At 41.9% G+C, this 26366-nt stretch carries 16 protein-coding genes and 1 tRNA gene; 10 read left to right on the forward strand and 7 right to left on the reverse strand.

The window, feature by feature from the left end:
- Positions 1 to 208: 208 nt before the first annotated feature.
- Positions 209 to 1606 carry a dipeptidase gene (locus HCN54_RS00055; RefSeq protein ID WP_167596072.1) on the reverse strand — a complete coding sequence of 466 codons (1398 nt, stop codon included), beginning with the start codon at positions 1604 to 1606 and terminating at the stop codon, positions 209 to 211.
- 247 nt (positions 1607 to 1853) lie between these two features.
- Between HCN54_RS00055 and HCN54_RS00060 the strand changes: the two genes are divergently transcribed.
- Positions 1854 to 1935 (forward strand) — tRNA-Leu (locus HCN54_RS00060).
- Between the two features lie 59 nt (positions 1936 to 1994).
- On the opposite strand, the gene HCN54_RS00065 is transcribed toward HCN54_RS00060, so the two are convergent.
- The 6 genes from HCN54_RS00065 to HCN54_RS00090 form a co-directional block, all read right to left on the reverse strand.
- Complete coding sequence (locus HCN54_RS00065) at positions 1995 to 3017, reverse strand: aldo/keto reductase (RefSeq protein WP_167596073.1); 1023 nt, start codon at positions 3015 to 3017, stop codon at positions 1995 to 1997.
- Positions 3018 to 3145: 128 nt separating this feature from the next.
- Positions 3146 to 5782: a glycoside hydrolase family 2 protein gene (locus HCN54_RS00070; protein WP_167596074.1), complete on the reverse strand. Its 2637-nt coding sequence runs from the start codon at positions 5780 to 5782 to the stop codon at positions 3146 to 3148.
- Positions 5783 to 5925: 143 nt separating this feature from the next.
- Positions 5926 to 6810, reverse strand: a complete 885-nt coding sequence (locus HCN54_RS00075) for a dienelactone hydrolase family protein (protein ID WP_167596075.1) — start codon at positions 6808 to 6810, stop codon at positions 5926 to 5928.
- Positions 6811 to 6821: 11 nt separating this feature from the next.
- Positions 6822 to 8003, reverse strand: coding sequence for a hypothetical protein (locus HCN54_RS00080; RefSeq protein ID WP_072981712.1), 1182 nt, complete (start codon positions 8001 to 8003; stop codon positions 6822 to 6824).
- A gap of 111 nt (positions 8004 to 8114) precedes the next feature.
- Positions 8115 to 8822 carry a LytR/AlgR family response regulator transcription factor gene (locus HCN54_RS00085; protein WP_167596076.1) on the reverse strand — a complete coding sequence of 236 codons (708 nt, stop codon included), beginning with the start codon at positions 8820 to 8822 and terminating at the stop codon, positions 8115 to 8117.
- Positions 8819 to 9904, reverse strand: coding sequence for a sensor histidine kinase (locus HCN54_RS00090; RefSeq protein ID WP_167596077.1), 1086 nt, complete (start codon positions 9902 to 9904; stop codon positions 8819 to 8821). The genes HCN54_RS00085 and HCN54_RS00090 overlap by 4 nt, the downstream gene beginning before the upstream one ends.
- A gap of 141 nt (positions 9905 to 10045) precedes the next feature.
- On the opposite strand from HCN54_RS00090, the gene HCN54_RS00095 reads away from it, so the two are divergent.
- The 9 genes from HCN54_RS00095 (at position 10046) to nagB (ending at position 26354) form a co-directional block, all read left to right on the forward strand.
- Entirely contained in the window at positions 10046 to 12301 is a 2256-nt protein-coding gene (locus HCN54_RS00095; protein WP_167596078.1) for a GH92 family glycosyl hydrolase, read from the forward strand.
- A gap of 1 nt (position 12302) precedes the next feature.
- Positions 12303 to 14177 carry a sodium:solute symporter family protein gene (locus tag HCN54_RS00100; protein ID WP_167596079.1) on the forward strand — a complete coding sequence of 625 codons (1875 nt, stop codon included), beginning with the start codon at positions 12303 to 12305 and terminating at the stop codon, positions 14175 to 14177.
- A gap of 47 nt (positions 14178 to 14224) precedes the next feature.
- Entirely contained in the window at positions 14225 to 15196 is a 972-nt protein-coding gene (locus HCN54_RS00105) for a glycoside hydrolase family 130 protein (protein WP_167596080.1), read from the forward strand.
- Positions 15197 to 15198: 2 nt separating this feature from the next.
- Complete coding sequence (locus HCN54_RS00110; RefSeq protein WP_167596081.1) at positions 15199 to 16254, forward strand: carbohydrate-binding family 9-like protein; 1056 nt, start codon at positions 15199 to 15201, stop codon at positions 16252 to 16254.
- 8 nt (positions 16255 to 16262) lie between these two features.
- Positions 16263 to 17381 carry a hypothetical protein gene (locus HCN54_RS00115; protein WP_167596082.1) on the forward strand — a complete coding sequence of 373 codons (1119 nt, stop codon included), beginning with the start codon at positions 16263 to 16265 and terminating at the stop codon, positions 17379 to 17381.
- On the forward strand, positions 17381 to 19597 hold the full coding sequence (locus HCN54_RS00120; protein ID WP_167596083.1) for a GH92 family glycosyl hydrolase: 2217 nt from the start codon (positions 17381 to 17383) through the stop codon (positions 19595 to 19597). The genes HCN54_RS00115 and HCN54_RS00120 overlap by 1 nt, the downstream gene beginning before the upstream one ends.
- A 24-nt stretch (positions 19598 to 19621) precedes the next feature.
- Positions 19622 to 21943, forward strand: coding sequence for a family 20 glycosylhydrolase (locus tag HCN54_RS00125; protein WP_167596084.1), 2322 nt, complete (start codon positions 19622 to 19624; stop codon positions 21941 to 21943).
- A 16-nt stretch (positions 21944 to 21959) separates the two neighbouring features.
- Complete coding sequence (locus tag HCN54_RS00130) at positions 21960 to 24191, forward strand: GH92 family glycosyl hydrolase (RefSeq protein WP_167596085.1); 2232 nt, start codon at positions 21960 to 21962, stop codon at positions 24189 to 24191.
- Positions 24192 to 24422: 231 nt separating this feature from the next.
- A complete protein-coding gene (gene nagB, locus HCN54_RS00135) occupies positions 24423 to 26354 on the forward strand; it encodes a glucosamine-6-phosphate deaminase (RefSeq protein ID WP_167596086.1) in 1932 nt (643 codons plus the stop codon).
- The last annotated feature ends 12 nt before the right edge of the window (positions 26355 to 26366 follow it).

Raw genomic sequence — 26366 nt, forward strand, 5'->3', positions numbered from 1 at the left:
CAATGTCAGATCGAGCGCAGTCGAGATCCATTTTTATTTCAAGTCAAGGTTTAAAAGATCTGAGTGCCGAAAATTGAAAACCGACACTGATTACCGAAACCTTGCGTGAGGGATTGAGGCATTGTTGGAGCTCTTTTGCTTTTTTGCAAAAAGCGACTGCCAAAAGCCCGACCCCGCTTTTTTGCGGGGTCACGCCCAAATCTGTAGTTTACTTCTCTGCCATTTTAAGCTTGGTAAACTCGTGGTAAAAATGCGGAATCGTTTCAATGCCTTTAAAGAAATTCCATACGCCAAAATGCTCGTTAGGCGAGTGAATCGCATCGCTGTCCAGACCAAAGCCCATTAAGATTGTTTTGCTATTGAGTTCGCGCTCAAACAACGATACAATCGGGATGCTCCCGCCGCTACGTTGTGGGATAGGCGTTTTGCCAAAGGTTTTTTCGTACGCTTTCTCAGCAGCCTGATAGCCTAAACTGTCTATCGGGGTTACGTAGGCTTGTCCGCCGTGATGCGGCTTAACCTTTACGCGCACGCCTTTAGGTGCAATGCTCTCAAAATGCTTTTTGAAAAGTTCGGTGATTTCTTTCCAGTCCTGATCGGGAACCAGACGCATACTTATTTTTGCATATGCCTTACTGGCAATCACAGTTTTTGCACCTTCACCAATATAACCACCCCAAATACCATTCACATCGAGCGTAGGTCTGATGCTGTTACGTTCATTGGTGGAGTAGCCGGCTTCCCCATAAACCGAATCAATATCAAGCGCCTTCTGATAGTTTTCTAGAGAAAAAGGAGCTTCGGCCATTTTTGCACGTTCTTCGGTGCTTAGTTCTTCCACCTTATCATAAAACCCGGGAATGGTGATGTGGTTGTTCTCGTCGTGAAGTGACGCGATCATTTTGGTCAAAATATTTATAGGATTTGCCACCGCACCGCCGTAAAGTCCGCTATGTAAATCGCGGTTAGGGCCGGTAACCTCAACTTCCACATAACTGAGTCCGCGCAGGCCGGTGGTGATGCTTGGTGTATCTTTAGCGATCATTCCGGTGTCTGAAATTAGTATTACGTCGTTGGCCAGTTTTTCCTGATTGCGGGCAATAAACCAACCCAAGTTTTCGCTACCTACTTCTTCTTCGCCTTCGATCATAAACTTAACGTTACAAGGCAGGTCGTCGTTTTGCGTCATATATTCTAAAGCCTTGACGTGCATATACATCTGGCCTTTGTCATCACAGGCGCCACGGGCAAAAATAGCTCCGTCGGGATGCAGCTCTGTTTTTTTGATAACCGGCTCAAAAGGAGCGCTGTCCCACAAGTCTAATGGGTCTGGCGGTTGCACGTCATAATGCCCGTAAACCAAAACGGTAGGTAGGTTTTTATCTTTAATTAGCTCCCCATAGACAATGGGGTAACCGGGGGTTTCACAAATTTCTACAAGGTCACAACCCGCTTCTTTAAGGCGTTCTGCTACGGCGTCTGCAGTGTTGAATACGTCCTTTCTATAGGCTTTATCTGCGCTGATAGAAGGAATTTTAAGAAGCGCTATAAGTTCGTCGAGAAAACGTTTTTGATGTTTATCTACGTAAGTTTTTATGTCTTTCATATGTTTTATGTGCTTGTTTGCAAAAATACAGAATGGCTAAGGAATGATTTCCTAACAAATCTACAAAGCTTAATAAGGTCTTGAAGGTTGCTTAATAGGAGACTTCTAAAAATTATAGGAACAAAGCGTAAAAATTTATTTCAAAAATGATTTTCATATTCAAAATCTTTCCTATATTTGCACTCGCATTTTTAGAGATAAGGATGCAAGTTTTTAACGGGAGTCCTAAGTACGTTAAAAATAGTATGCAGGCGTGGTGGAATTGGTAGACACGCTAGACTTAGGATCTAGTGCCGCAAGGTGTGAGAGTTCGAGTCTCTCCGCCTGTACAAAGGAAAAACCTCTGATGAAAATCAGAGGTTTTTTTGTTTAGGATATTTTTAAAAGCTTACTGTCTGTACCTTGATTGGCGTTGTACCATCCAACCGGGATACAGCTTTGGTTTTGGACTTACCGCATCTATTTTTTCTAGATCTTCTTTGCTCAAATTGATTTCGGTAGACTTGATGTTTGATTGAAGTTGGTCTATGGTTTTTGCGCCAATGATCGTGCTGGTCACGCCTTGTTGATGGCGCACCCAAGCCAGCGCAATTTCTGCTACGGAAACCTGATGCACAGTTGCGAGTTCTTGCATCACATCAACCAAGTTAAACGCTTTGTCCTTATCAATAGGCGGAAAGTCAAAGTCGGCTCTTCGGGATCCTTTTTCACTGTTGCCTTCTCGAGAATATTTTCCGGTAAGGAAACCACCCGCTAACGGACTCCAAGGAAAAATGGCCAGATTATGATCTTGAGCCATCGGGACCAATTCGGTCTCAATATCTCTTGAAACAGCAGAATAATAATATTGCAGTCCGATGAATTTTTGCCAGCCTTTGTGCGCTGCGATGGCTTGTGCTTTAGCCACCATCCACGCCGGCCAGTTGCAAATGGCGATATAACGCACTTTTCCAGTGGCGACGATATCATTCAGCGATTGTAAAATTTGTTCTACCGGCACTTTGGCATCTACACCGTGCACATATAAAATATCAATGTGATCCAGCTGTAAACGCTTTAAACTCGCATCAACCGAATTGAAAATATGATAACGAGAAAGACCTACATCATTAGGACTTTCACTCATAGGTCCCAAAACTTTAGTAGCGACTACCACCTCATCGCGATTGATTCCTAAATCTTTTAATCCTTGTCCTAGTAATTGCTCTGATTGCCCAAAGGAATATACATTAGCCGTGTCAATAAAATTTATTCCGGCGTCAAATACTGCTTTAAGCATCTGGTTCACTTCCTTCTGAGGTACCGATGCGATTTGGCTCCACGTTCCGGCATCTACTCCGCCAAAGGTCATCGTCCCAAAACACAGCTCAGATACCATAAGACCGGTATCGCCTACATAATTAAATTTCATAAGTTTTCTTTTGTATTTAAAGTTATGCAGCCCGCAGTTGTTCTATTTTAAATTGAGGTTAAAGTTTGATGCCAACAAAAAAAGCCGGCGTTGCTGCCGACTTTTTAAATCTTAGTGTGTTGTTTATCTTAGTTTAGGTCGAGGGTTTGTTTTGGTACATTCCATCCTTCGATCTCAATTTTTGCGTCAGTATTTTTTAGTTGATCATAGCTTAGCGTGATTTTCTTTTCACCGCCGGGGGTTACAGATACATAATTATCACTAAAAAATGTGGGTAGCAAGCGCTCGCCTGTTTTAGCATCGATCAACGAAATTCTGTTAAAAAATGCTACCGGAAATTCTTCAGCAGCGGTAAGCGTTAATTCAATTTCGGTAGCTGAGATTTTCTTTGCTTTAGCTGAAAGTTGCACATTGTCCATATTTTGTAATCCGGAATAAGTTCCGTTAGCATCAGGTAGCCAGTAAAAATTATCACTCACCAATTCCTGATCTACATCAAGCAATTGAACCGATAAAAACATACCCTCTTCAGCCCCAAGTTCTTCGATATAATGCGCTATAGACATAATTTGGCGTACGCTAGAAGGTTCAATATAATTAAAAACTTGCGTGATCATTTTGCTGTTGCCTTCCATGTCATAGGCAGTTAAACGCAGCATAAGATCGTGCTGTTGCTCAAACGAGTTGTTGACGATCATTATGTTTTGCTCAACGGGATCATACATCGCGTGCACAGGTTCGCTGCCGCTGCGCAAACCGTACAAGCAGGCGTTAGGATCCAGATAATAATCATACATCTGACCGCGTAAGGCAGTCCATGGGTTTTGGGTTTTCCAAATGATCACACCGGTGTACCAATCCCACATATGAGAAGAAAAGCCTTCCATTAAACCGCGATATTGGTTGTAATTTACCAATTGTGCTTTGGTGGCAAAATCCTCCATATCTTTTGGACTTCCGTAAGGCTCCATAGCGTCGCCATAATCAATGTATTTATGGTAGCTCCATACTTCGTCTTCCACTTTTTCGGTACCTTCTAATTCCTGCGGAATCACTTGATGATCTTCCGGCAAAAAGCGTTTTAAAGAGACCGCGTCACCGGTTCCTACCGAGCCTACTTCAGAATTGAAAGGCCACGTGCGCTCACCCCAGAAGGTGTTGATGTTTTGAATACCGTAGGGTCCATCGCCATTACCACCTTTAAAATTGTAGGACATCTCATCAGAATTAGAATAGTCTATAAACCAACGGGTGTTGTCGTATTTTGGCAAGATCGAATCTTTAAGCGCGCTTAAAATATCAGCTGGCGGAGTGATCTCATTACCACCACACCAGATCGCTAATGAAGCGTGGTTGCGTAGCATTTTAACCGCATCTGCAGCCGACTCGATAAATAAATTGTGATCGTCAGGATATTGTCTGCGTGTCCACTGGTCTTCTTTTTTCATGGGGTCAACCCAGCGCCCGTTACAGTCGCCAGACATCCAGAAATCCTGAATCACCAGCAAGCCGTATTTGTCGCAAGCTTCATAAAATTCAGGGCGCTCCGGCAAAGCTCCACCCCAAATTCTGATCAAGTTTAAGTTCATATCTCTATGGAAACGAATCTCAGCATCATAACGTTCTTCAGAAAACCGAAGCATCGCATCTGAAATGATCCAGTTACCTCCTTTAATAAAGATTTTTTGTCCGTTGACGGCGATCTCTTTACTTCGGGTATGCGCATTCCAGCTCGTTTGTATTTCACGAACTCCAAATTTTACTTGTTCGCTATCAGAAACTTGATCTGCGACTACAAATTCAAGATTTAAGTCGTACAAGTTCTGAGCGCCATAACCACTGGGCCACCACAATTTTGGGTTTTCTAAACTGAAATCAGGAAGTGCGATTTCTTTAGTTTCCTTAGCGGAAAGCGTTACAAGTGTCTTAATGGTTTTACCGTTGAGTTGGTATTGTAATGTTCCGTTTATCGGTGTGTTTTGTGTGTTTTGCAATTCGGCAGAAACTTGTAGCGTTGCAGGTTCTTGCGATTCGCCCGGCAAGCGTTTTCCGGGAACCAAAGTCACAATATGTGGATTCTTAAGGTTTACCGATTTTGTTTTTTCGATAAACACTTTATCCCAAATCCCGGTGTTGCGATCCCGTATTGGTTGAATCCAGTCCCAGCCGGCGGTGTATTGCAGCGCTACACCTTTAGCAATGGTTCCGTCACCACCTTGACCTCCATTAGGATTTCCCACTTCATCTGCCGGATGCACCAAAACGGCAAGTCTGTTTTTTCCATTTTTATTGAGAAGGGAAGTGATATTAAATTCCCTACGCAGATACATTCCTTTAAAGGGCGTTTGATTTACTTTCTTACCATTTAAATATACATCAGCGCTGTAGTTGATTCCTCTGAATTTTAACCAGACTTGTTCGCCCGGAGCTGCGGTTTCCTCAAAATCTTTAGTGAACCAGTAGGTGTAATATTCCCGTCCGGTTTCATAAATATCCTTGATCTTGTTGTTGTTCATTCCGTAGAAAGGATCAGGAACTTTTTCATTATTAAGCAACGTAGTTAGCACTGTTCCCGGTACGGTCGCAGGCATCCATCTTTTTAGCTTAAAGTCAGGTTGAGATAGGGTAATGCCGTTTTCTTTGGTATCACTGATAGGATTGCAAAACCAATCTGTATTCAATTCATAGCGCTCTTGAGCACTTAAAACTTGAATACTTAAACAAAGGCAAAGAAAACAGGCTAAATACAGAAAGTTACGTCTCATGGGATGGTTGATTAGGATGCTGTAAATATTATAAAGCATCTTAAAACCTAAGAACTAATTCGACTAATAGCGCTTTTTGGCTAATAAATGGAAACGAAATCGTTTAAAATATGAGAAATAAGTAATTTCTGGTTTTTGTTCTTCTAAGACAAATGCTCTTTAAAAAAGGCTATTGTACGTTCCCAAGCCAGTTCAGCGGCTTCTTTGTCATAGCGCGGTGTGGTGTTGTTATGAAAACCGTGATTTACATCAGGATATAAGAACATCCCATATTCTTTATTGTGCTCTTTCAGTTTGCCTTCATAGTCTGGCCAACCGGCATTAATACGCTCGTCTAGCCCGGCATACTGTAGCAAAAGCGGCGCTTGAATCTGATCAATATCTTCTGTAGGTTGCCCGCCGTAAAAGGGCACCGAAGCTTTTAAAGTAGGCACTTTTACCGCCATCATATTAGAGATAGAACCGCCAAAACAAAAACCTACCACACCAACGTTTCCGTTGCAATCCTCATGATTTATCAGGTACTCATAAGCCGCAATAAAATCTTCAAGCATCTCTTTGCTGTCTCTTTTACGCTGCATCGCACGACCGTCATCATCATTGCCGGGATAGCCGCCAAGCGGACTCAACGCATCAGGTGCGATGGTTATAAATCCCTCTAGTGCGGCGATGCGGGCGGTATCTTCGATATACGGATTTAGACCGCGGTTTTCGTGCACAACTACAATTCCGCCTAATTTTTCAGTAGTGTTTTTAGGTTTCGAAAGCAGGGCTTTGATTTCTCCGCCGCCTTTTGGTGAATTGTAAGTAATGAATTTAGAATCCAGATTAGGATCGTCAGCAGCGATGCGTCTGGTGGTTTCATAATCAGGCATCAAAAAACTCAGTAAAGCAGGCACCGTGATGCTTCCTACGGCAAACATAGAAAGCCGTTCAACAAATTCTCTTCGCTCTAATTTATTGTGCGCATAAGCATCATAAAGATCAAAAACTTCTTGTTTAATGTCTTCTTTCTGCAGTTTTTTCATAGCCAGATTGTTTATTGTGTGATATACATTACCGCAGAATCTTCAATGTATTTTGAAGGATTAAATACTGCATTGAAGTTAGAATCTACTTGGTCAATACTGCTTTCCAGATCTCTTAGTTTGGTTCTAAACTCTTCGGCAAAACTGTCGTTTTTAGAAAAATGCGTGATCAGCTCTTGATATTTGCCAATATTACTTTTCATACGCAGGGTAAGTTGGCCAAAGCGTTGACGCAACGACTGCGTTTTTACCATAAAACGCTCTACTTCGGTTAGCCAGTCTTTATTGCCTTGCTTTTCCCATTCAGAGATTTTGTTATTGATAGATTTTCTGAATTTATTTTTAAGGGTTTCACGCTCGCTGTCTAGAGTCGCGTTCTGATACTGAGCTACCGCGCTCATATCTAGGCCGTAATATTTGGCTTGCTCTTCAAGTAAGCGGTTGTATTCATTTTCAAGCTTATTAAGCTCCTCGTTGATGCTTTTCCACTCGTTGTCTATAATGCTTTGTTGCTGGCTGAATTGACTTGCCGTGTTGAGCACGTTGAGCATTTCTGGAGTTTTATCACGTAAGTCTCTGCCTGTTCCGCCCACAATTTCCATTGCTGAAGTGATTCCGGTAGAAAACGTCTGAAAAAGAGATCCATAAAGCGGTACATTACTTGCCGGTTCGTTAAGCACAGTAATGCTTTTGTTGATCAGATCTAGCCAATTGTCTTTACCTTTTTTGCGCTCATACCATTCTTGATATTCTTTAAACCATGCTTCATAGGCAGGATAATTCATCGGGTTATTGATCGCCGCGATCTTGCTGAAAAATTCCTGAGAAGACAGTAGCAGGTTGCTAGGTTTTATATCGCGATGAATGCTCATTAATTCGGTAAAGGCCAATTGCCCATTCAGTTTTAGCTGAATTTTTCTAGAATTCTCAAGTAGAGTAATTCGGTTTTCCTGTTTAGAAATGATACTGTCTAAACTTCCCAGACGTTGACTGGTGCGGTTAGGGTTGAGGTCAGAAAACTCGCCTTGAAGCGATTTCAGTTTAATCGCATTATCTTCTAATTGCTTGTTGAGGTTAAGCAGTAACGAATCGCGCTCTTTTATAATTTGTAACGAAACTTGATCTTGTGCCTGCACGCCAAGCGCTGAAAATGTGCAGACTAGAATTAGATATAGTTTATTAAGGTTATTCATACGGTTAAAGTTTAAAACCAAAAATAGCGAAATAACCCTTGGCAGAATGTTAACTATTTTAACATCCTAAACCCTTTGAATTCTTTGCTTTAGCTTTAAAACTTTAACAATTTAATTGCCGGACTGATTGCGAAGTATGGCATTTTTTGCGTCTTCTAAATAATTGCGACCTATGGTATAACGCTTGTTTGCAATCTCAACACTGTTGCCTTCAACGGCATCAACTTTATTGATATTGGCGGTGTAGGAGCGGTGAATACGCACAAACTGAGCGCTAGGTAATTCGTCAGTAAAACTTCCCAATGTTTGATGGACCACGTAGTTGCCGTTAAGAGTAATTATTTTGATGTAATCCTTGAGGCTTTCTACTAGAAGAATGTCATCAAGGTATACTTTTTTCATCTTCTTCTTATCGACCTTCACAAAGATCGATTCGTTTTCTGTGGTGCTTTTAGGAGCCTCCTGAGTTTTTGCGATCGCCTTATTGGTAGCCTTTAAAAAGCGAGGCAAAGAGATGGGTTTTACGAGATAGTCAAGCACTTCAAGTTCAAACCCTTCAACGGCGTATTCCTCGTGTGCCGTGGTTAGGATCACCATAGGCTTGTTGTCTAAACTTTTTAAAAAGCTTAGTCCGTCAAGTACTGGCATATTGATGTCCAGAAACAGCAAATCGATCTCAGTGGTGCGTAAGAAGTCTAGACTCTCGATCGCATTGTCAAATGTTTTAATAATTTCCAGACCTTTAAGTTGTGCAATATGATTTTTAATCACATTGATGGCTAGGGGTTCATCGTCTATGATCACACATCTTAAACTCATAATAATCTTAATTTTAAATATACTTTATATTCGCCGTCTTCTTCGTAAATCTTCAGCGCGTAATCTTGAGCGCCGTAGCCCAATTTAAGACGTTTTTCAACATTTTCGATACCGATTCCGCCGGCATTTGGTATTTTGTTTTGCAACTCTTTTTGAGGCAGGGTATTACTCATTCTAAAATATAGAAAAGAACCTTCTATCTTGAGATCAATCGTGATCTTTACCTTGCCAATATTTTTACTTGCACCGTGCTTAAAGCCGTTTTCAATAAAATGAATGAGCAGCATGGGAGCAATTTTTTTGCCTTTAGGATTGCCTGTAACCTCAAACTTTAGATCCAGTTTTTTGTTGTATCTAATGCGCTCCAAGTCGAGATAATTTTGAATGAATTTGATCTCTTTGACCAGAGGCTGTCTTTTTTCTTTGGTCTCATACAGTAAATACCGCATCAAGTCAGAAAGCTTCAAGATAGTTTCGGGCGTGTTTTCAGACTTTTCAAGACTTAAAGAATAGATGTTATTTAAGGTGTTGAAGAAAAAATGTGGGGAGATCTGCGAGCGCAAAAAGCGCAGTTCGGTCTCCAGATTTGATTTGGCTAAACTTGCTGCAAGTTGTCTTTCGCGAAGCCAATCAATAGTGATCTTAATGGCGGCACCAAAGGAAATCACATACAGTTCTCCTAGCATCATCACCACCACATAATTAACACCCAGACTGGTAGTTTCTTCGGGACCTTCGGGCCACACGTTATTGCTGATCAAGAAGTAAGTAAGTTCGTATTTTATGATCACCATTATAAAAATAGCACTTATAAGGCTTAACGTAAAAAGCACATATTTACGCTTGTAGATAAACATCGGGATGAGTACATAGATCGTAAAATACGTGAGGCTTATGTGAATGGGAAAGCCTAGAAGATTCGCTTTAAACGAGTAGAAATAATCATTGTAATAACTTCCCCAGCGCAAAAAATTAAACAGGAAATAGACCAACCAAAAAATCACGTGATGCGTCAGGTTAATTTTATAACCTGTAGTGGCATTAAGCAAGAAGTTATTTTTGAAAGAATTGCGTAGGGGCATAAGTCAAAAGTTGGTTTTTAAGCTGTTTAGCTTTTGAGAACTGTCGTTAGTCTAATAAAAGTCAGAAACGGGGATAATATATCACATATTTATTAAAAATCTTAACAGATTAACCCATTGCAGGCTAAAAAACGTATTCAAATGTTAAAGAAATCCTTTTTCTTAATCGCAATTTTAACCCTTGCTTCATGTAAGAATGATGCAGAACCACAAACCGAACCTCAAACGGATTTGAATCTTACCGCGCAGGTAGATCCGTTTATCGGTACCGGCGGCCACGGGCACACGTATCCCGGTGCTACCGTACCTTTTGGGATGGTGCAGGTGAGTCCTGATAACGGTACTAACGGTTGGGATTGGTGTTCCGGTTATCACTATTCTGATTCTATTGTTTCGGGGTTTAGCAACTTGCATTTAAGCGGAACCGGAATTGGGGATCTTGCTGACATCTTGTTTATGCCTACTAACAAAGAGGTTGATCTTTCAGGAAGTTATGAGAAACCGGCAGACCGCCCGTATGCCTCGACCTATTCACACAAGCGTGAAAGCGCAGAACCGGGTTATTATTCGGTTTATCTTGAAGATCCACAGATTAAAGTAGGGCTTACTGCTACTAAACGCACCGGTTTTCAAAAATACAATTACGAAGGTGCTGGTGAAGCTTCGGTAGTGTTAGATCTTGGTTTTGCGATCAATTGGGACGCACCAACAGAAACCGCGATCACGATCGAAAATGAAACTACGATTAGCGGTTACCGCCATAGTACGGGTTGGGCAAAAAATCAAAAAGTGTTTTATGTAGCCCAATTCTCAAAACCTATTGCGCGACATATTTTAGTTGCAGATAAAAAAGTGGTTGACGCAGATAGCGTAAGCGGAAAAACTACTGCAGCACAGTTTTTCTTCAATATTGATGGAAGCCGCGATGTTACTGTTAAGGTTTCGGTTTCTTCTGTAAGTGTAGCTAACGCCAAAGAGAATTTTGCTGAAGCTGCCGATGTTGATTTTGAAATTGCAAAAACCGAAGCAAAAAAGATCTGGGAAAAGCAACTTGAGCATATCGTTGTTGAAACTCCAACCGATTCTTTAAAGACGATTTTTTATTCGGCCTTATATCATACGCAGATCGCTCCGGTAACGTTTAGCGATGTCAATGGGCAATTCCGTCAGGAAAATGACATTATCATCGATGCAGATTTTACCGCATATTCTACCTTATCACTTTGGGATACCTTCCGTGCTGAAAATCCATTGTTAAGTCTTTTAGAGCCAGAAAAAACTAGCGATATCATAAACTCTATGCTTACCTATTATGAGGTGCATAAAAGTTTACCGGTCTGGACGCTCTACGGAAACGAAACCAACACGATGACGGGTAATCACGCGATCCCCGTTATTGCTGATGCGTACTTTAAAGGGATCAAAGGTTTTGATGCGGAAAAGGCGTATGAGGCGATGAAAAACACCCAAATGCGTGATGAGCGCGGACTCGAATTCTTAAAAGAATACGGTTATATTCCTTTTGATAAAATTGATGAAAGCGTCACTTTTAATTTAGAATATGCGTATAACGACTGGTGCGTTGCGCAAATGGCCAAAGCTCTAGGTCACGAAGAAGATTATCAGTACTTCAACGAGCGTTCTAAGTCGTACGAAAAGCTATATGATCCTGAAACCGGCTTTATGCGCGGAAAATCTTCTACAGGACAGTGGCACGAGCCGTTTGATCCTAAGTTCTCAAGACACCGTGAAAACACAGATTATACCGAAGGTAACGCGTGGCAACATAGCTGGTTTGTGCTGCACGATACTGATAATTTTATAAAACTACACGGCGGCGCTGAGCCCTTTACCGGAATGCTTGAGCAGCTTTTTACCGAAAGCTCTGAGATTACAGGAGATTTTACTTCCGCAGATATTTCGGGATTAATTGGTCAATATGCACACGGTAACGAGCCTAGTCACCATATCGCGTATTTATTCAATCGTGCAGGCAAGCCCTGGAGAACACAATATTGGGTAAATCATATTCTTAAAACGCAATACAATACCACGCCTAATGGCTTAAGTGGTAATGAAGATGCCGGTCAAATGTCAGCTTGGTATGTGTGGAGTTCTATGGGATTATACCCTTTTAATCCTGCAAGTGCGGCTTATGAAATAGGTAGTCCGGTTTATGCAAAATCAACGATCAATCTTCCGTCAGGAAAAACCTTCACTATTACAGCCGAAGGCGTTTCTGAAGAAAATTTCTATATCCAGTTGGCTACTTTGAATGGCGAAGAATTTAATCAAACCAGCATTACGCACGAGCAGATCACCGCTGGTGGTGAGCTCAAATTAGTAATGGGAGCAACACCTAACAAATCTTGGGGTGTGACAGCAGACGCAGAATAATATGGAGAGTATTGATGTAATCATAATTGCGATATACCTGCTGCTCACCATTGGGATTGGAGTTTACGTGGCTAAAAAAGCTTCAAAAGGACTCGATTCTTATTTCTTGGGCGGAAAAAGCATCAAATGGTATTATCTGGGCTTGAGTAATGGCTCAGGAATGTTTGATGTTTCGGGTACGGCTTGGATGGTGGGAATCCTGTTTCTGTATGGCGTGAAGAGCTTCATGTTTATGTGGATGTGGCCCATTTTCAACCAGGTCTTTGTGATGATGTTCTTAGCGGTTTGGATTCGCAGATCTAATGTGATGACCGGTTCAGAATGGATTCTTTCTCGTTTTGGCGACGATAAAGCCGGCCGCGCTTCACACTTGATCGTGGCGATTTTTGCCGTGGTGGCTTCAGTAGGATTTATCGCCTATTTTTTTGAAGGTGCCGGTAAATTTATGACCGTGATCTTACCTTGGGATGTAAGCTTCGTTATTGGTGATCTCACGCTGTTGAATGCAGAACAAGTCTATGCGCTGATCCTGATCTTACTCACAACGATTTATACAATTAAAGGTGGAATGTTCTCTGTAGTTTCTACTGAAGTATTACAGTTTGGGATAATGGTTCTTGCAGGAATTTTGGTTGCAGGATACACTTTTTTCTCCTTTACCGATGCGGAAATCACTGCATTGATCCCAGCAGAATGGACCAAAGTTACTTTTGGTAGCCAACTCACCGGATTTTGGTCGGGCGACTTTGAAGAATTTAACCGACTTATAGATACGCAAGGTTATAAGATGTTTGGTGCTTTTGTGGGAATGAGTCTATTTAAAGGATTTTTTGCAAGTATCGCCGGGCCAACGCCTAGCTATGATATGCAGCGTATTTTATCTACGCGCACCGCAAAAGATGCAGCCTATATGAGCGGATTTACCAATCTGGTATTATTTATTCCTCGGTATTTAATGATCGCTGCGATTGTACTTTTAGGCTTGGTTTACATCGCTCCTGAACTTGCCAATGCAGGCGGCGTAACCAGCAATGATCTTGAAGTTATTCTTCCGCAGGTGATCAATAATCACGTGCCTGTGGGAATTAAAGGCTTGTTGCTTGCCGGCTTGTTAGCAGCCTTTATGTCAACTTTTTCGGCTTTTGTAAACGCTGGGCCTGCCTACATCGTTAATGATATTTATAAGAAATATTTTAAGCCTGAAGCGACTGATAAACACTATGTAAAAGCAAGTCATATCGCGTCTTTCGCTGTAGTAACTTTAGGAGTAATTATGGGCTTCTTTGCAGAATCGATCAACTCGATCACGTTGTGGATAACGAGTTCGCTGTATGGTGGTTACGTTGCGGCTAATTTCCTAAAATGGATTTGGTGGCGTTTTAACGGCTGGGGTTATTTCTGGGGAATGTTAAGCGGTCTGGTGATCGCAACGCTTCAGTTTATGATAGATCAGGGCGCATCAACCTATGCCGAAGGAAGCTTCCTATTCTGGTATTCGCATATTCCGGCGATTTATCTATTTCCCATAATTCTAGGATTTTCCCTTTTAGGCTCGTTCTTAGGAACCTATCTAACTCCGCCTACGGCATTAAAAACCTTAAAAAGTTTCTACACTTCTGTACATCCCTGGGGTTGGTGGAAACCGGTACGCGAGCAGCTAACCCAAGAAGAGCAAGTTGGCAAGAATACAGATTTTGGCCTGGATATGTTTAACTGTATCGTGGGGATCGTTTGGCAATCCAGTATGATCTTATTGCCTATTTATCTGGTGGTGCGCGACTATGAGAAGACTGCGATAAGCTTACTGGTTTTTGGAGTGACTACCCTTATTTTAAAATTTACTTGGCTGGATAAAGTCAAAAAACTGAACAATTAAAATCAATACAAAACACCCGCAACGGGTAAAAATATAGAATACAATATATGAGTACAACGCAAATTCCTTGGCAAGACAGACCGGCAAACAGCACTGATGTAATGTGGCGTTATGACGCAAATCCTATTATAGACAGGTATGCGATCCCCAGTTCTAACAGTATTTTCAATTCGGCTGTTGTGCCTTTTGAAGATGGCTATGCAGGAGTTTTTAGATGCGATAACAAAGCGGTGCAAATGAATATTTTTGCCGGCTTCAGTAAAGATGGAATTAACTGGGAGATCAATCACGACCCTATTGAATTTGGTGCTGGAAACACCGAGATGATCGATTCTGATTATAAATACGACCCACGCGTTTGTTTTATTGAAGACCGCTATTGGATCACGTGGTGCAACGGTTACCACGGACCAACTATTGGTATTGGGTACACTTTTGACTTTAAAGAATTCTTTCAGTGCGAAAATGCCTTTCTTCCTTTTAATAGAAACGGTGTGTTGCTTCCGCAGAAAATAGATGGGAAATACGCGATGTTGAGCCGTCCTAGTGATAATGGGCATACGCCTTTTGGAGACATTTATATCAGCTACAGTCCTGATATGAAATATTGGGGCGAGCACCGTTGTGTGATGAAAGTTGCACCGTTTACAGATAGCGCTTGGCAGTGTACAAAAATTGGTGCGGGACCTGTGCCTATTTTGACCGATGAAGGGTGGTTACTGTTCTATCACGGGGTGATCAACACCTGCAACGGATTTAGATATTCGGTAGGAGCGGCGCTCTTAGATAAAGATAGCCCAGATAAAGTATTGTACCGTAGTCAGCCGTATTTACTTGCACCGGCTGCACCGTATGAGTTGGTAGGTGATGTGCCTAATGTGTTGTTTCCGTGTGCGACCTTACATTCGGTAGAAGAAGATAAGGTGGCCTTGTATTATGGAGCGTCAGATACCGTAACTTCGGTGGCTTTTGGAAAACTGAGCGAGATCATTGATTTCGTTAAAAATAACAGCCTGTAAAAATGATTAAAACTGCCCTTTCTATATTCTTGCTTTTGATTACCTACGGAAGTTTCGCCCAAGTGAAACCTCGTTCTTATGTTGCACATCACATTGATGCACCGTTAACAATTGACGGAAAAGCAGAGGAAAAAGTTTGGGAAGCAGCCCCATTTTCAGAATCATTTATAGACATCGAAGGTGTCAAGATCCCAAAGTACGATACACGGGTAAAAATGCTTTGGGATGATGAAAATCTGTATTTCTACGCAGAGCTTAAAGAGCCTCATATTTGGGCGACCTTAAAGCAGCGCGACACTGTGATTTTTTACAATAATGACTTTGAGATTTTTATAGATCCTGATGGCGATACGCACAACTATTATGAGTTTGAGATGAATGCGCTCAACACGGTTTGGGATTTACTCTTAGTAAAACCTTACCGCGAGTCAGCTCCTGTAGTTGATAGTTGGGATATTCAAGGCTTGCAAACCGCGGTGTCGATTAATGGTACTTTAAACGACCCTACCGATACAGATAAGAGCTGGAGCGTTGAGATCGCAATGCCTTGGAAAGTATTGAAGGAAGCGAGCGGGAGTAACGATGTGCCGGCAGATAACTTCTGGCGTATAAACTTCTCCAGAGTCAACTGGGATCACGATTTAGATGGAAGTACTTACAGCCGTAAAAAAGATGCTTCCGGGAAATTTCTACCGGAATATAACTGGGTTTGGTCGCCACAAGGTGTGATCAATATGCACGAACCGGAGCATTGGGGGTATGTGTATTTTTCTACCAAGCCGGTTTCGGAAGAAATTGCGTTTACGATTCCGCAAGATGAGCAGATCCGCTGGAAGTTGTATGAATTTTATCGTGCTCAAAAAGCATATTTCTCTGAAAATAAAACGTGGGCAACTTCGCTTGATGCGCTAAATGCAGAAGCATTTCAGTTAGAGAATAAAACCATAACTCCGGTTTTAGAAAACCACACGTACGGCTGGTCAATTACTGTTGAAAGTCCGTTTTCAGATGCGGTTTACCGTATTCAGGAAGACGGCAAATATTTAAAACTTAATTAAGGAAACCTATGAAACTAAAACACCTCATTGTACTGCTGGTAGCGATAGTGGCTACTTCTTGTATTGACAATATGCATCCTGCGGGAAATAAAGATCAAGCTGAAAAAACACAAGATTCTTCAGCTTCTGAAGATTTTAAATTCTGGACCTGGACGACTGCAGATCCCAAACGCAGCGACGATTCTTATGTCGAGGAATTTAAAAATTATGCCGAAAATGGTCTCGATGCCGTTTTGATCAACACCAATGCAGATGCTGATTTATTGGCGCGCCTTACTCCTTTAGCAACTGCAGAAGGTCTCGAAGTACACGCGTGGATGTTCACGATGAACCGCCCCGGAGACACTGTTGCGCTAAAACACCCGGAATGGTATGCGGTAAGTAAAGAAGGAAAGTCAACGTTTGACCATCGCCCATATGTAGATTATTACCAGTTTTTATGTCCTACTCGTGAGGGATCGCGTAATCACATTTTAGGCTTGATCGATAAGCTGACCAAGGTAGAAGGAGTGAGCAGTTTTCATCTAGATTACATTCGCTATCCAGATGTGTTCTTGCCGATAGGTCTGTTACCAAAATACGACCTGGTTCAAGATACAGAGCTGCCAGAATATGATTTTTGCTATTGCGACGCTTGTATAGCGAAGTTTGAAGAAGAACATCATAAAAATCCGTTAGAATCACATAATACTGCAATTGATATGGAGTGGAAGCAATTCCGTTTAAATCAGATCAAAGCCGTAGTTGATGATGCTTATGAAGTAGCCCATAAAAATGGAAAATTATTAACAGGAGCAGTGTTTCCTTATCCTGAAATGGCAGATCATATGGTGCGTCAACGTTGGGATAAATGGAATATTGATGTGGTTTTACCAATGATCTACCACAACTTTTATAACGAAGAGATCGACTGGATCGGTTTTGCTACAGGTCAAGGTGTAAAAGATCTTGAAGGAACAGGTACCGAATTGCATACCGGTATTTATGTGCCTGAAATGAGCGCGGAAGACTTAGCAAAAGCGATTCAGCTAGCAAAAGAAAATGGTGCAAAAGGAGCGTCATTCTTTGATGGCAATGCGCTTACACCAGAGCTCCTTGCAGTAATTAAAGAAGCAAACAATATTTAATGAAATACCTTCTTTTAGGTTTTAGCCTATTTATTAGTGTGTATGGCTTTACACAGAAATCCCTAACTTCTAGTGTTAATCCATTTATAGGAACAGATGGTCCCGGGAATACTTATCCCGGGGCAACTGCGCCTTACGGAATGGTGCAACTGAGTCCGGATATTGGTACGCCGGGTTGGGACCGCATTGCAGGATATTTTTATCAAGACAGCATTATTAGCGGTTTTTCGCATACGCATTTAACAGGAACCGGGGCCGGAGATTTGTATGACATCCTGGTGATGCCGGTCAATAGTAAATCATCAAAACGCATTGAAGCAAACGGGTACCGCCCGTTTTCTGCATTTAATCACCAACAGGAATCAGCATCTGCGGGGTATTATCAGGTAGAACTGACCGATTATGAGATCAACGTCGAACTTACTGCAACGCCGCGTGTGGGAATTCAGCGGTATACGTTTCCAAAGGATAGCGCCTCGCAAGTGTATGTAGATCTGGGGTATGCGCTCAACTGGGATCGTGCCACAGACACCTATATCAAAGTAGTAAACAATACAACACTAGAAGGCTATCGCAAATCAACCGGATGGGCTAAAGATGAGCGTATTTATTTTGTGATGCAGTTTTCTAAACCTTTTGAGAGCTACACCCTTTTTGAAGGAAAAAATAAAATAGATCAAGAAGCAAAGGGAACCGATACTAAAATCATACTCAATTACGCTACCGCGGAAGCGGAGCAGCTGGTGGTAAAAACGGCTTTATCCACGGCAAATATCGCAGGAGCTTACGCTTCCATGAACACCGAAGCTTCGCATTTTGATTTTGATGCCTACCGAAAACAAACCGAAGCTGTTTGGGAAAACCAGCTGAGTAAGGTTAAGATCACTACTAAAGATCAAGATCAGAAGGCATTGTTCTATACCATGATGTATCAATCTATGTTGGCGCCTACACTTTTAAATGATCCAAAGGGTGCTTATAAAGGTGCAGATGATGAGGTGCATATCGCTCAAGGTTTTGACCGTTTTGATACCTTCAGCTTGTGGGATACTTTTCGCGCAGCGCACCCCTTATATACGATCATTCAGCAAGAGCGTCTGCCGGACTTTATTCAATCGCTATTGGCGCATTATAAAGAAACGGGTTTGCTTCCGGTTTGGTCGATGCAAGGCAACGAGACCAATATGATGCTGGGCTATCACGCCGTTCCTGTGGTTGTAGATGCCTATTTTAAAGGTTTTGATTTTGATGCGGAATTAGCTTACGAAGCCTGCAAAGCGAGTGCAACTGCCGCAGACCGAAGCATTCCTATTTATAGCAAATTGGGCTATGTCCCGGCAGCTGAGGAAAACGAAGACTGGAGTGTTTCTAAAACTTTAGAATATGCCTATGACGATTGGTGCATCGCACAATTTGCAAAGGCTTTAGGTAAAAAAGAAGAATATAAATACTTCAGTAAACGTGCGGAAAACTGGAAAAAATTACACGATAACAAAACCAATTTCTTCCGACCTAAAACAGTTGAAAACAAATTTGTTGAGCCCTTTGTAGCTAAAGAATATACCCGTTTTTACAGCGAGAGTAATGCGTGGCAGTACTACTGGTTTGTGCCTCAGGACATTCAAGGCTTGATTAAAAAAACCGGCGGAAGCACTGCTTTTGAGCAAAAGCTTGATTCAATGTTTAGCTTGTATCCCAAGCCTACTGATAAACTCCCAATTTTTAGCACCGGGATGATCGGGCAGTATAATCACGGTAATGAGCCCAGTCACCACGTGGCATATCTTTATAACTATGTAGGGAAGCCTTCAAAAGCGCAGGAACGCATTCGCGAAATCTTAAAAACGCAATATAAAAATGAGCCTTACGGGCACTGCGGAAATGAAGATTGTGGGCAGATGTCTTCGTGGTATGTTTTTAGCGCATTGGGTTTTTATCCTGTAAATCCGGCGCAGGGCGCATATATTTTGGGTATTCCGCTGTTTGAAAAAGCTGAGGTCAAGCTTCCTGGCAATAAGAAGTTTATAATTTCAGCACAAAACTTTTCTGATAAAAACACCTACGTAAAAAGGATTTTTCTCAACGGAAAACCTTTAAAACGTGGCTTTATCACGCATAGCGAAATAACCAATGGTGGCGAACTGCTTTTTGAAATGACCGCTGACGCTACAGACCAACGTTTAGAAATGCCAAAACCCGATCAGGACTATAAGTAGAATAGAACACTAAAATTCTTTTTGATGAAACTCATAAAAACGCTCTTTTTCTTTTTTAGTATCGCTTTACTAGGCTGCGCCGAAAGTAAAAATCCATCGTTCACCGAAGCTGATCTGGTTTTGATTCCACAGCCTAAATCTTTGGAGTTACATTCGGGCAGTTTTGAGATCACTCGAGAAACTCGCTTTGTAATCACAAATGATAGCCTAGAAGAACTGACGGGGATCATCAATGATTTACTCTCAAATTCTGCGGGCTTTAGCTTAGATATTGCCTCAGAAGAGACTGCTAACAGCATTCAGTTAAGTATTAATTCTGAATTGGAAGAGGAAGCGTATACACTTGATGTTACTGCTGATAAAGTGCTTTTAGAAGCCAATTCAAAATTGGGTTTTGTTTACGGGTTAGAAACCATCAGGCAATTGCTTCCGAAGGAGGTAGAAAGCAAAACGCAGGTTTCAGATTTAGCCTTGTATATTCCTAATGTTAACATTGACGACGCGCCACAATATTCCTATCGTGGAAGTCATTTAGATGTTTCTCGACATTTTTTTGGTAAAGAATACATCAAAAAGCATTTGGATCGTATGGCGTTTTTAAAACTGAATACGTTTCACTTTCACCTTGTAGACGATCAGGGGTGGCGCATTGAGATCAAAAAATATCCTAAGCTTACTGAAGTTGGTGCTTATCGCGTAGATCAAGAAGATAAACATTGGAATGCCCGTACTAAAAACGACCCTGAGGAAAAAGGAACTTACGGTGGTTTTTACACGCAAGAAGATATTAAAGAGATTGTCGCTTACGCGCAAGCAAAAGGAATTCGCGTAATTCCTGAAATTGAAATGCCGGCGCACGTGATGAGTGCGATCGCGGCGTACCCGTGGTTATCGTGCACCGATGAGCCTATTGCGGTTCCGTCTGGTGGCGTTTGGCCTATAACCGATATTTACTGTCCCGGTAAAGAAACCACTTTTGAATTTTTAGAAGATGTGCTAACCGAAGTGATGGCGCTTTTTCCGGGAGAGTACATTCACGCCGGCGGTGATGAAGCCACGAGAACCAATTGGGAAACTTGCCCTTCTTGTCAAAAATTAATGCGAGAAGAAGGTCTTGCTGACACCGGTGAACTTCAAAGCTATTTTATGAAGCGCATCGAGAAATTTCTCAGTGAGCATAATCGAACCTTGATCGGTTGGGATGAGATCCTGGAAGGTGGTTTGCCACAAAAGGCCACGGTGATGAGTTGGCGTGGTTTTCAAGGAGGCTGGGAAGCGACCAAGGCTGGTCACGATGTGATTATGACGCCGGTAAGCCACATGTATTTTGATTATTATCAGGGCAGTCCAGACCACGAACCAGTAGCCTTTAACGCATTTCTTCCGTTAGAGAAAGTATATGAGTTTAGTCCAGTTGTAGATTCGATGAGCGTCGAACAAAAGAAACACGTATTGGGCGGGCAAGCCAATTTATGGTCAGAATATATTCCTACTGAAGCACATTCAGAATATATGCTGTTTCCACGATTGACAGCTCTAGCAGAAGTGCTCTGGAGTCCTAAAGAGAAGATTGACTGGCAAAATTATACACACCGTGTGCGTAAAATGATGCAGCGTTTTGATGTGATGGAGATCAATTATGCTAAGAGTGCGTTTGCCGTTCAGCAAGAATCTGCCATAGATCTTAAAACCGGAGAGATCACCGTGGCTTTACATTCGGAATTCCCGGATACTGAAATTAGATATGTTTTGGGTGAAGCAGAGCTGACCCCAGAAGCAGAACTTTATCAAACACCTTTAAAAATTGATAGTACGACACGCGTAAAAGCGGCAGTTTTTGAAAACGGGAATCAAATGGGCGATACGATGAATAAGTTTTTTGACTTTCATCAAGCGGTTGCAAAGCCCGTAACCTATAAATTTGAATACAGCGCGAGTTACCCGTCAACGGGTGAGACGGCTTTGGTCGATGTGCTGCGCGGAAGCAAATACTTTAAAGATGGTCGCTGGCAGGGATGGATCAATAATCCTGCGGTGGTTATGATCGATCTGCAGGAATTGAAAGAGGTGCAGCAAGTGGTTGTAGGAACTTTAGAAGAGCAGGGAACCGGTATTTATTTTCCGGAGGAGCTGAAAGTTGAAGTGTCTCAGGATGGAACAAACTTTCAGCAAGTGGCTGTAACAACACGGGATTATCAGACGAATCCCGGTGCAAAAATTGAAAATTTCAAACTCGATTTTAAAAAGCAGCAGGCGCAGTATCTTCGAGTAACTATAAAACCATTGAGCGAAACTCCAAAAGGGGGCGGCGCGTGGTTATTTGTTGATGAAATTTTAGTGAATTAATAGAACATAGAATCCCATGATGTATTCAAGAGTAGCGTTGTTGCTCGCTTTATGCTTTAGTTTTTTAGCAACGGCCCAACAAAAAGACTACACACAATATGTAAACCCATTTATAGGAACTTCTAATTTTGGGGCGACGCATCCGGGAGCGATCGCTCCGCGTGGGATGGCGAGCGTTTCTCCGTTTAATGTCGCCGGAAGTCAAAATGTATTAGAGAAAGACAGCCGCTGGTTGTCTAATCCTTATGTAAATGAGAATACCTTCTTAACCGGTTTTAGCCACCTCAATATGAGCGGTGTGGGCTGTCCTGACTTAGGTGTGATTTTGAGTATGCCAACCACCGGCGAACTCAAAACACAACATTTGGAGTATGGGACCACCTATAAAAACGAAGAAGCAAAACCGGGATATTACTCGGTCGAATTAGATAAATATGATGTGAAAACGGAGCTGACCGCAAGCACCCGCGTGGGTGTGAGCAGGTATAGTTTTCCTGCCGGAAAGGCCAATCTTTTATTGAATTTAGGTCTCGGCCTTACTAATGAGCACGGTGCGATGCTTAAATTCAATTCATCTACAGAGATTGAAGGTTACCGAATGGTTGGAGCGTTTTGCTACAATAATGCTGAAAGTGCGTATCCGGTGTATTTCGTTGCGCGCATTTATGAAGCACCTGAGAATTTTGGAATTTGGGATAAACCGGCAAGCCATAAAGGTGTAGAAGCACAGTGGATGGGTTATAACGGAAAGACGCGTCTCAAAGAGCAATTTATGCGCGAAGTGGTGGGAGATAGTATTGGCGCTTATGTGCAGTATGATTTTGAAAAGCCTACGCAGGTCGTGATGAAAATAGGCGTTTCTTATGTGAGTATAGCAAACGCGCGAGAGAATCTTGATAAGGAAGTAGGTGATGCTACTTTTGATGAGGTATATCAACAAACCAAAAATGCATGGAATGATAAATTGAGCGTTGTAGAAGTAGAAGGGGATGATGCAGACGACAAAACCATTTTCTATACCGGCTTGTATCATACGCAGATAGCGCCAAGTATTTTGAATGACAGTAATGGCGAATACCCCGCGATGAAAACCCGAGCGACTAAAAAAACTGACGGTACCCGTTATACGGTGTTTTCGCTATGGGATACCTATCGTAATTACCACCAGTTGATGAGTTTGCTGTATCCGCGAGAGCAATTAGATATGGTAAATTCTATGCTTGAGATCTATGATCAAAATGACTGGCTGCCCAAGTGGGAGCTTAATGCAACCGAAACATTTACTATGGTTGGTGATCCGGCAGCAGTAGTTTTAGCAGATACATACCAAAGAGGAATTACTGATTTTGATGTGGAAAAGGCATACGCGGCAATGCTCAAAAGTGCTGACGCTAGAGAAAATAATCCGTTGCGCCCGGGTATAGCTGAGTACATTGAAAAGGGTTATGTAAGTGTCGACTCTGACGTTGCAGGTCCTGTTTCTACCACTCAGGAATATAATATTGCAGATTTTAGTATCGCTCAATTGGCTCAAGCGCTAGGCAAAAAAGAAGATGCTAAGCGTTTTACGAAGCGCGCACTTTCGTATAAAAAACTGTTCAATAAAACATCTGGTTTTTTGCAACCTAAAATGTCTGACGGCACTTGGTACGAACCTTTTGACCCTCTTGCCGGTGCTAATTTTACCGAAAATCCGGGCTTTATAGAAGGTAATGCGTGGCAATATTTATTTATGCAGCCACACGACATCAAGGGAATGATCAAAATGATGGGTGGTGCCAAAAAATTTGAGGCAAAACTCGATGCACTTTTTGCGGAAGATCAGTTTGATATGGCTAATGAGCCTGATATTGCGTATCCGTTTTTATACAATTATCTTCCGGGGAAGAGTTATAAGACCCGTGAAAAAGTAGCTGATTTGATCGATACGTATTTTACTGATAATCCTGCCGGGCTTCCGGGTAATGAAGATACAGGAACTATGAGCGCCTGGCTCATTTATGCGATGATGGGCTTTTACCCGATGACTCCGGGCGAAGCAACCTATACGCTTTCGGAACCGCAATTCAACAAGGTGACTATTCATTTGAATCCTGATTTTAATACTAACGACACCTTGGTGATACAAAATGTTTCAGAAAACCCATCAAAGGTCTCAGCTGGTTTTTCAATCAACGGAAAATCTATCAAAAAACAAGCAATCACGCATAAAGAATGGGTGAATGCCGGGGAGGTGATTTTTGAGTAAGATGCTCAATATATTTTGCAATTTGATAACAAATTGCAAATACCAGAGCCCTGCAATTGATGTTATTTAGCTTCTTACAGCCGTTGTCTATCGAATCTTTTTTGAAATAGTTAAGAAAATTGGGAATTTCATCCTTAGAAAGCTAGATATTGTAGCGCGGTGATGTAGAAATTTCAAAAAAAGTTAGCTTTTCTAAACATTTTTAAAGTCAGCAAAACTCATTCAGTAGATATGGATTTACAGGTTAAAGATTCAGCATTGATCAAATATGAACCCGCGGGAAAGTTTGAAGAAACGCGTTTTGAAAAGATACACAACATCAGCTTTCAGAATGCTACCGATGCTTCAGTGATTGTAGCGCAGGAAATTGCAGATTTAATAAAAAGCAAAGAAGCTGCCGGTGAAAAGTGTGTTTTAGGCCTTGCCACAGGTTCTTCCCCAATTAATGTTTACGCAGAACTTGTGCGTATGCATCAGGAAGAGGGCTTGAGCTTTAAAAATGTAATCACCTTTAATCTTGACGAATACTGGCCAATGGATAAGTCAGACGTGCAAAGTTATCATTACTTTATGCACGAGCATTTATTCAATCACGTGGATATTCCTGCAGATCAGGTGAATATCCCTGATGGGACGATCTCTCAAGAAGAGATCAAGCCGTTTTGTATCGCTTACGAAGAAAAAATAAAAGCTGCCGGCGGACTCGATTTTCAACTTTTGGGAATTGGTAGAACCGGTCATATTGGTTTTAACGAACCGGGCTCGCATTTTAATAGTGGAACCCGAATGATCACCTTAGATTATCTAACCCGTGCTGATGCTTCAGGAGCCTTTAGAGGTTTGTCTAATGTGCCTAAAAAAGCGATCACTATGGGGATCAATACGGTACTTGGCGCTAAGCGAATTGTACTTTTAGGATGGGGGCAAAATAAAGCTGAGATCTTAAAAGAGACCATTGAAGGTGAGATTTCTTCACACGTTCCGGCGACTTATCTTCAGGAACATGAGAATACCACATTTGTGCTTGACGACGCAGCTGCTTCAGAATTAACCCGAGTGAAAACTCCGTGGTTAGTGGGTACTTGTGATTGGACTAAAGAATTGACTGCAAAAGCGGTGTTTTGGCTTTGCCAAAAAGTAAATAAAACGATTTTAAGTCTTACCGATAAAGATTATAACGACAACGGGATGTCAGACCTATTGGCGCTTCAAGGTTCTGCGTATAATCTCAATATCGAAATGTTTAACAAGCTGCAGCATACCATTACCGGATGGCCGGGTGGTAAGCCGGGAGCTGATGATACTAACAGACCAGAGCGTGCAACCCCAGAGAAAAAACGCGTGATTATTTTTAGTCCGCACCCTGACGATGATGTGATTTCTATGGGAGGTACTTTTGACCGTCTGGTAGAGCAAGGGCACGAGGTGCATATCGCTTATCAAACTTCAGGAAATATCGCAGTTTCAGATCACGAAGCTTTGAAGTTTGCCGAAGTTGCTGCGCAAATTGGTAACGGAGATAAAGAAAAATTTGCTGCGATCGCAGAACAAATAAAAAACAAACAGCGTAACGAGATCGATCCGGTTGAAGTACGCCAGTTAAAAGGAATCATCAGACGCTGCGAATCACTAGGAGCGACCCGTTTTGAAGGAGTTCCTGATGAGCACGTTCACTTTTTAGATCTTCCGTTTTACGAAACAGGAGGAATTAAAAAGAATCCCATGTCGCAAGATGATGTAGATATTGTAAATGATCTAATCGCGACTGTTAAGCCTCATCAAATCTATGCTGCGGGAGATCTTGCAGATCCGCACGGAACGCATAAAGTATGTTTAAATATTATATTTGAATCGCTTGAGCAACTTAAGAGCGAGGCGTATATGAACGACTGCTGGGTGTGGTTATACCGCGGCGCGTGGCACGAGTTTGAAATGCACGAAATCGAGATGGCAGTTCCAATGAGCCCAGATCAGGTGCTGAAAAAGAGACAGGCCATTTTCTATCACCAATCACAAAAAGATGGTGTGATGTTTCAAGGAGAAGACCTGCGAGAATTTTGGGTGCGTGCAGAAGATCGAAATAAAGAAACTGCTAGTAAGTACAGAGCTTTAGGTCTTGCTGAATATGCAGCGATGGAAGCATTTATGCGTTATCATTTTTAAGTTGAAAATAGC

The organism is Leeuwenhoekiella sp. ZYFB001, assembly GCF_011784865.1.
GTDB lineage: Bacteria > Bacteroidota > Bacteroidia > Flavobacteriales > Flavobacteriaceae > Leeuwenhoekiella > Leeuwenhoekiella palythoae.

Excerpts from the sequence above, each read along its gene's own strand:
- HCN54_RS00055 (WP_167596072.1), bottom strand. The coding sequence starts at position 1,606 with ATGAAAGACATAAAAACTTACGTAGATAAACATCAAAAACGTTTTCTC.
- HCN54_RS00085 (WP_167596076.1), bottom strand. The coding sequence starts at position 8,822 with ATGAGTTTAAGATGTGTGATCATAGACGATGAACCCCTAGCCATCAAT.
- HCN54_RS00080 (WP_072981712.1), bottom strand. The coding sequence starts at position 8,003 with ATGAATAACCTTAATAAACTATATCTAATTCTAGTCTGCACATTTTCA.
- nagB (WP_167596086.1), top strand. The coding sequence starts at position 24,423 with ATGGATTTACAGGTTAAAGATTCAGCATTGATCAAATATGAACCCGCG.
- HCN54_RS00125 (WP_167596084.1), top strand. The coding sequence starts at position 19,622 with ATGAAACTCATAAAAACGCTCTTTTTCTTTTTTAGTATCGCTTTACTA.
- HCN54_RS00090 (WP_167596077.1), bottom strand. The coding sequence starts at position 9,904 with ATGCCCCTACGCAATTCTTTCAAAAATAACTTCTTGCTTAATGCCACT.
- HCN54_RS00065 (WP_167596073.1), bottom strand. The coding sequence starts at position 3,017 with ATGAAATTTAATTATGTAGGCGATACCGGTCTTATGGTATCTGAGCTG.
- HCN54_RS00070 (WP_167596074.1), bottom strand. The coding sequence starts at position 5,782 with ATGAGACGTAACTTTCTGTATTTAGCCTGTTTTCTTTGCCTTTGTTTA.
- HCN54_RS00120 (WP_167596083.1), top strand. The coding sequence starts at position 17,381 with ATGAAATACCTTCTTTTAGGTTTTAGCCTATTTATTAGTGTGTATGGC.
- HCN54_RS00075 (WP_167596075.1), bottom strand. The coding sequence starts at position 6,810 with ATGAAAAAACTGCAGAAAGAAGACATTAAACAAGAAGTTTTTGATCTT.
- HCN54_RS00095 (WP_167596078.1), top strand. The coding sequence starts at position 10,046 with ATGTTAAAGAAATCCTTTTTCTTAATCGCAATTTTAACCCTTGCTTCA.
- HCN54_RS00115 (WP_167596082.1), top strand. The coding sequence starts at position 16,263 with ATGAAACTAAAACACCTCATTGTACTGCTGGTAGCGATAGTGGCTACT.
- HCN54_RS00105 (WP_167596080.1), top strand. The coding sequence starts at position 14,225 with ATGAGTACAACGCAAATTCCTTGGCAAGACAGACCGGCAAACAGCACT.
- HCN54_RS00110 (WP_167596081.1), top strand. The coding sequence starts at position 15,199 with ATGATTAAAACTGCCCTTTCTATATTCTTGCTTTTGATTACCTACGGA.
- HCN54_RS00100 (WP_167596079.1), top strand. The coding sequence starts at position 12,303 with ATGGAGAGTATTGATGTAATCATAATTGCGATATACCTGCTGCTCACC.
- HCN54_RS00130 (WP_167596085.1), top strand. The coding sequence starts at position 21,960 with ATGATGTATTCAAGAGTAGCGTTGTTGCTCGCTTTATGCTTTAGTTTT.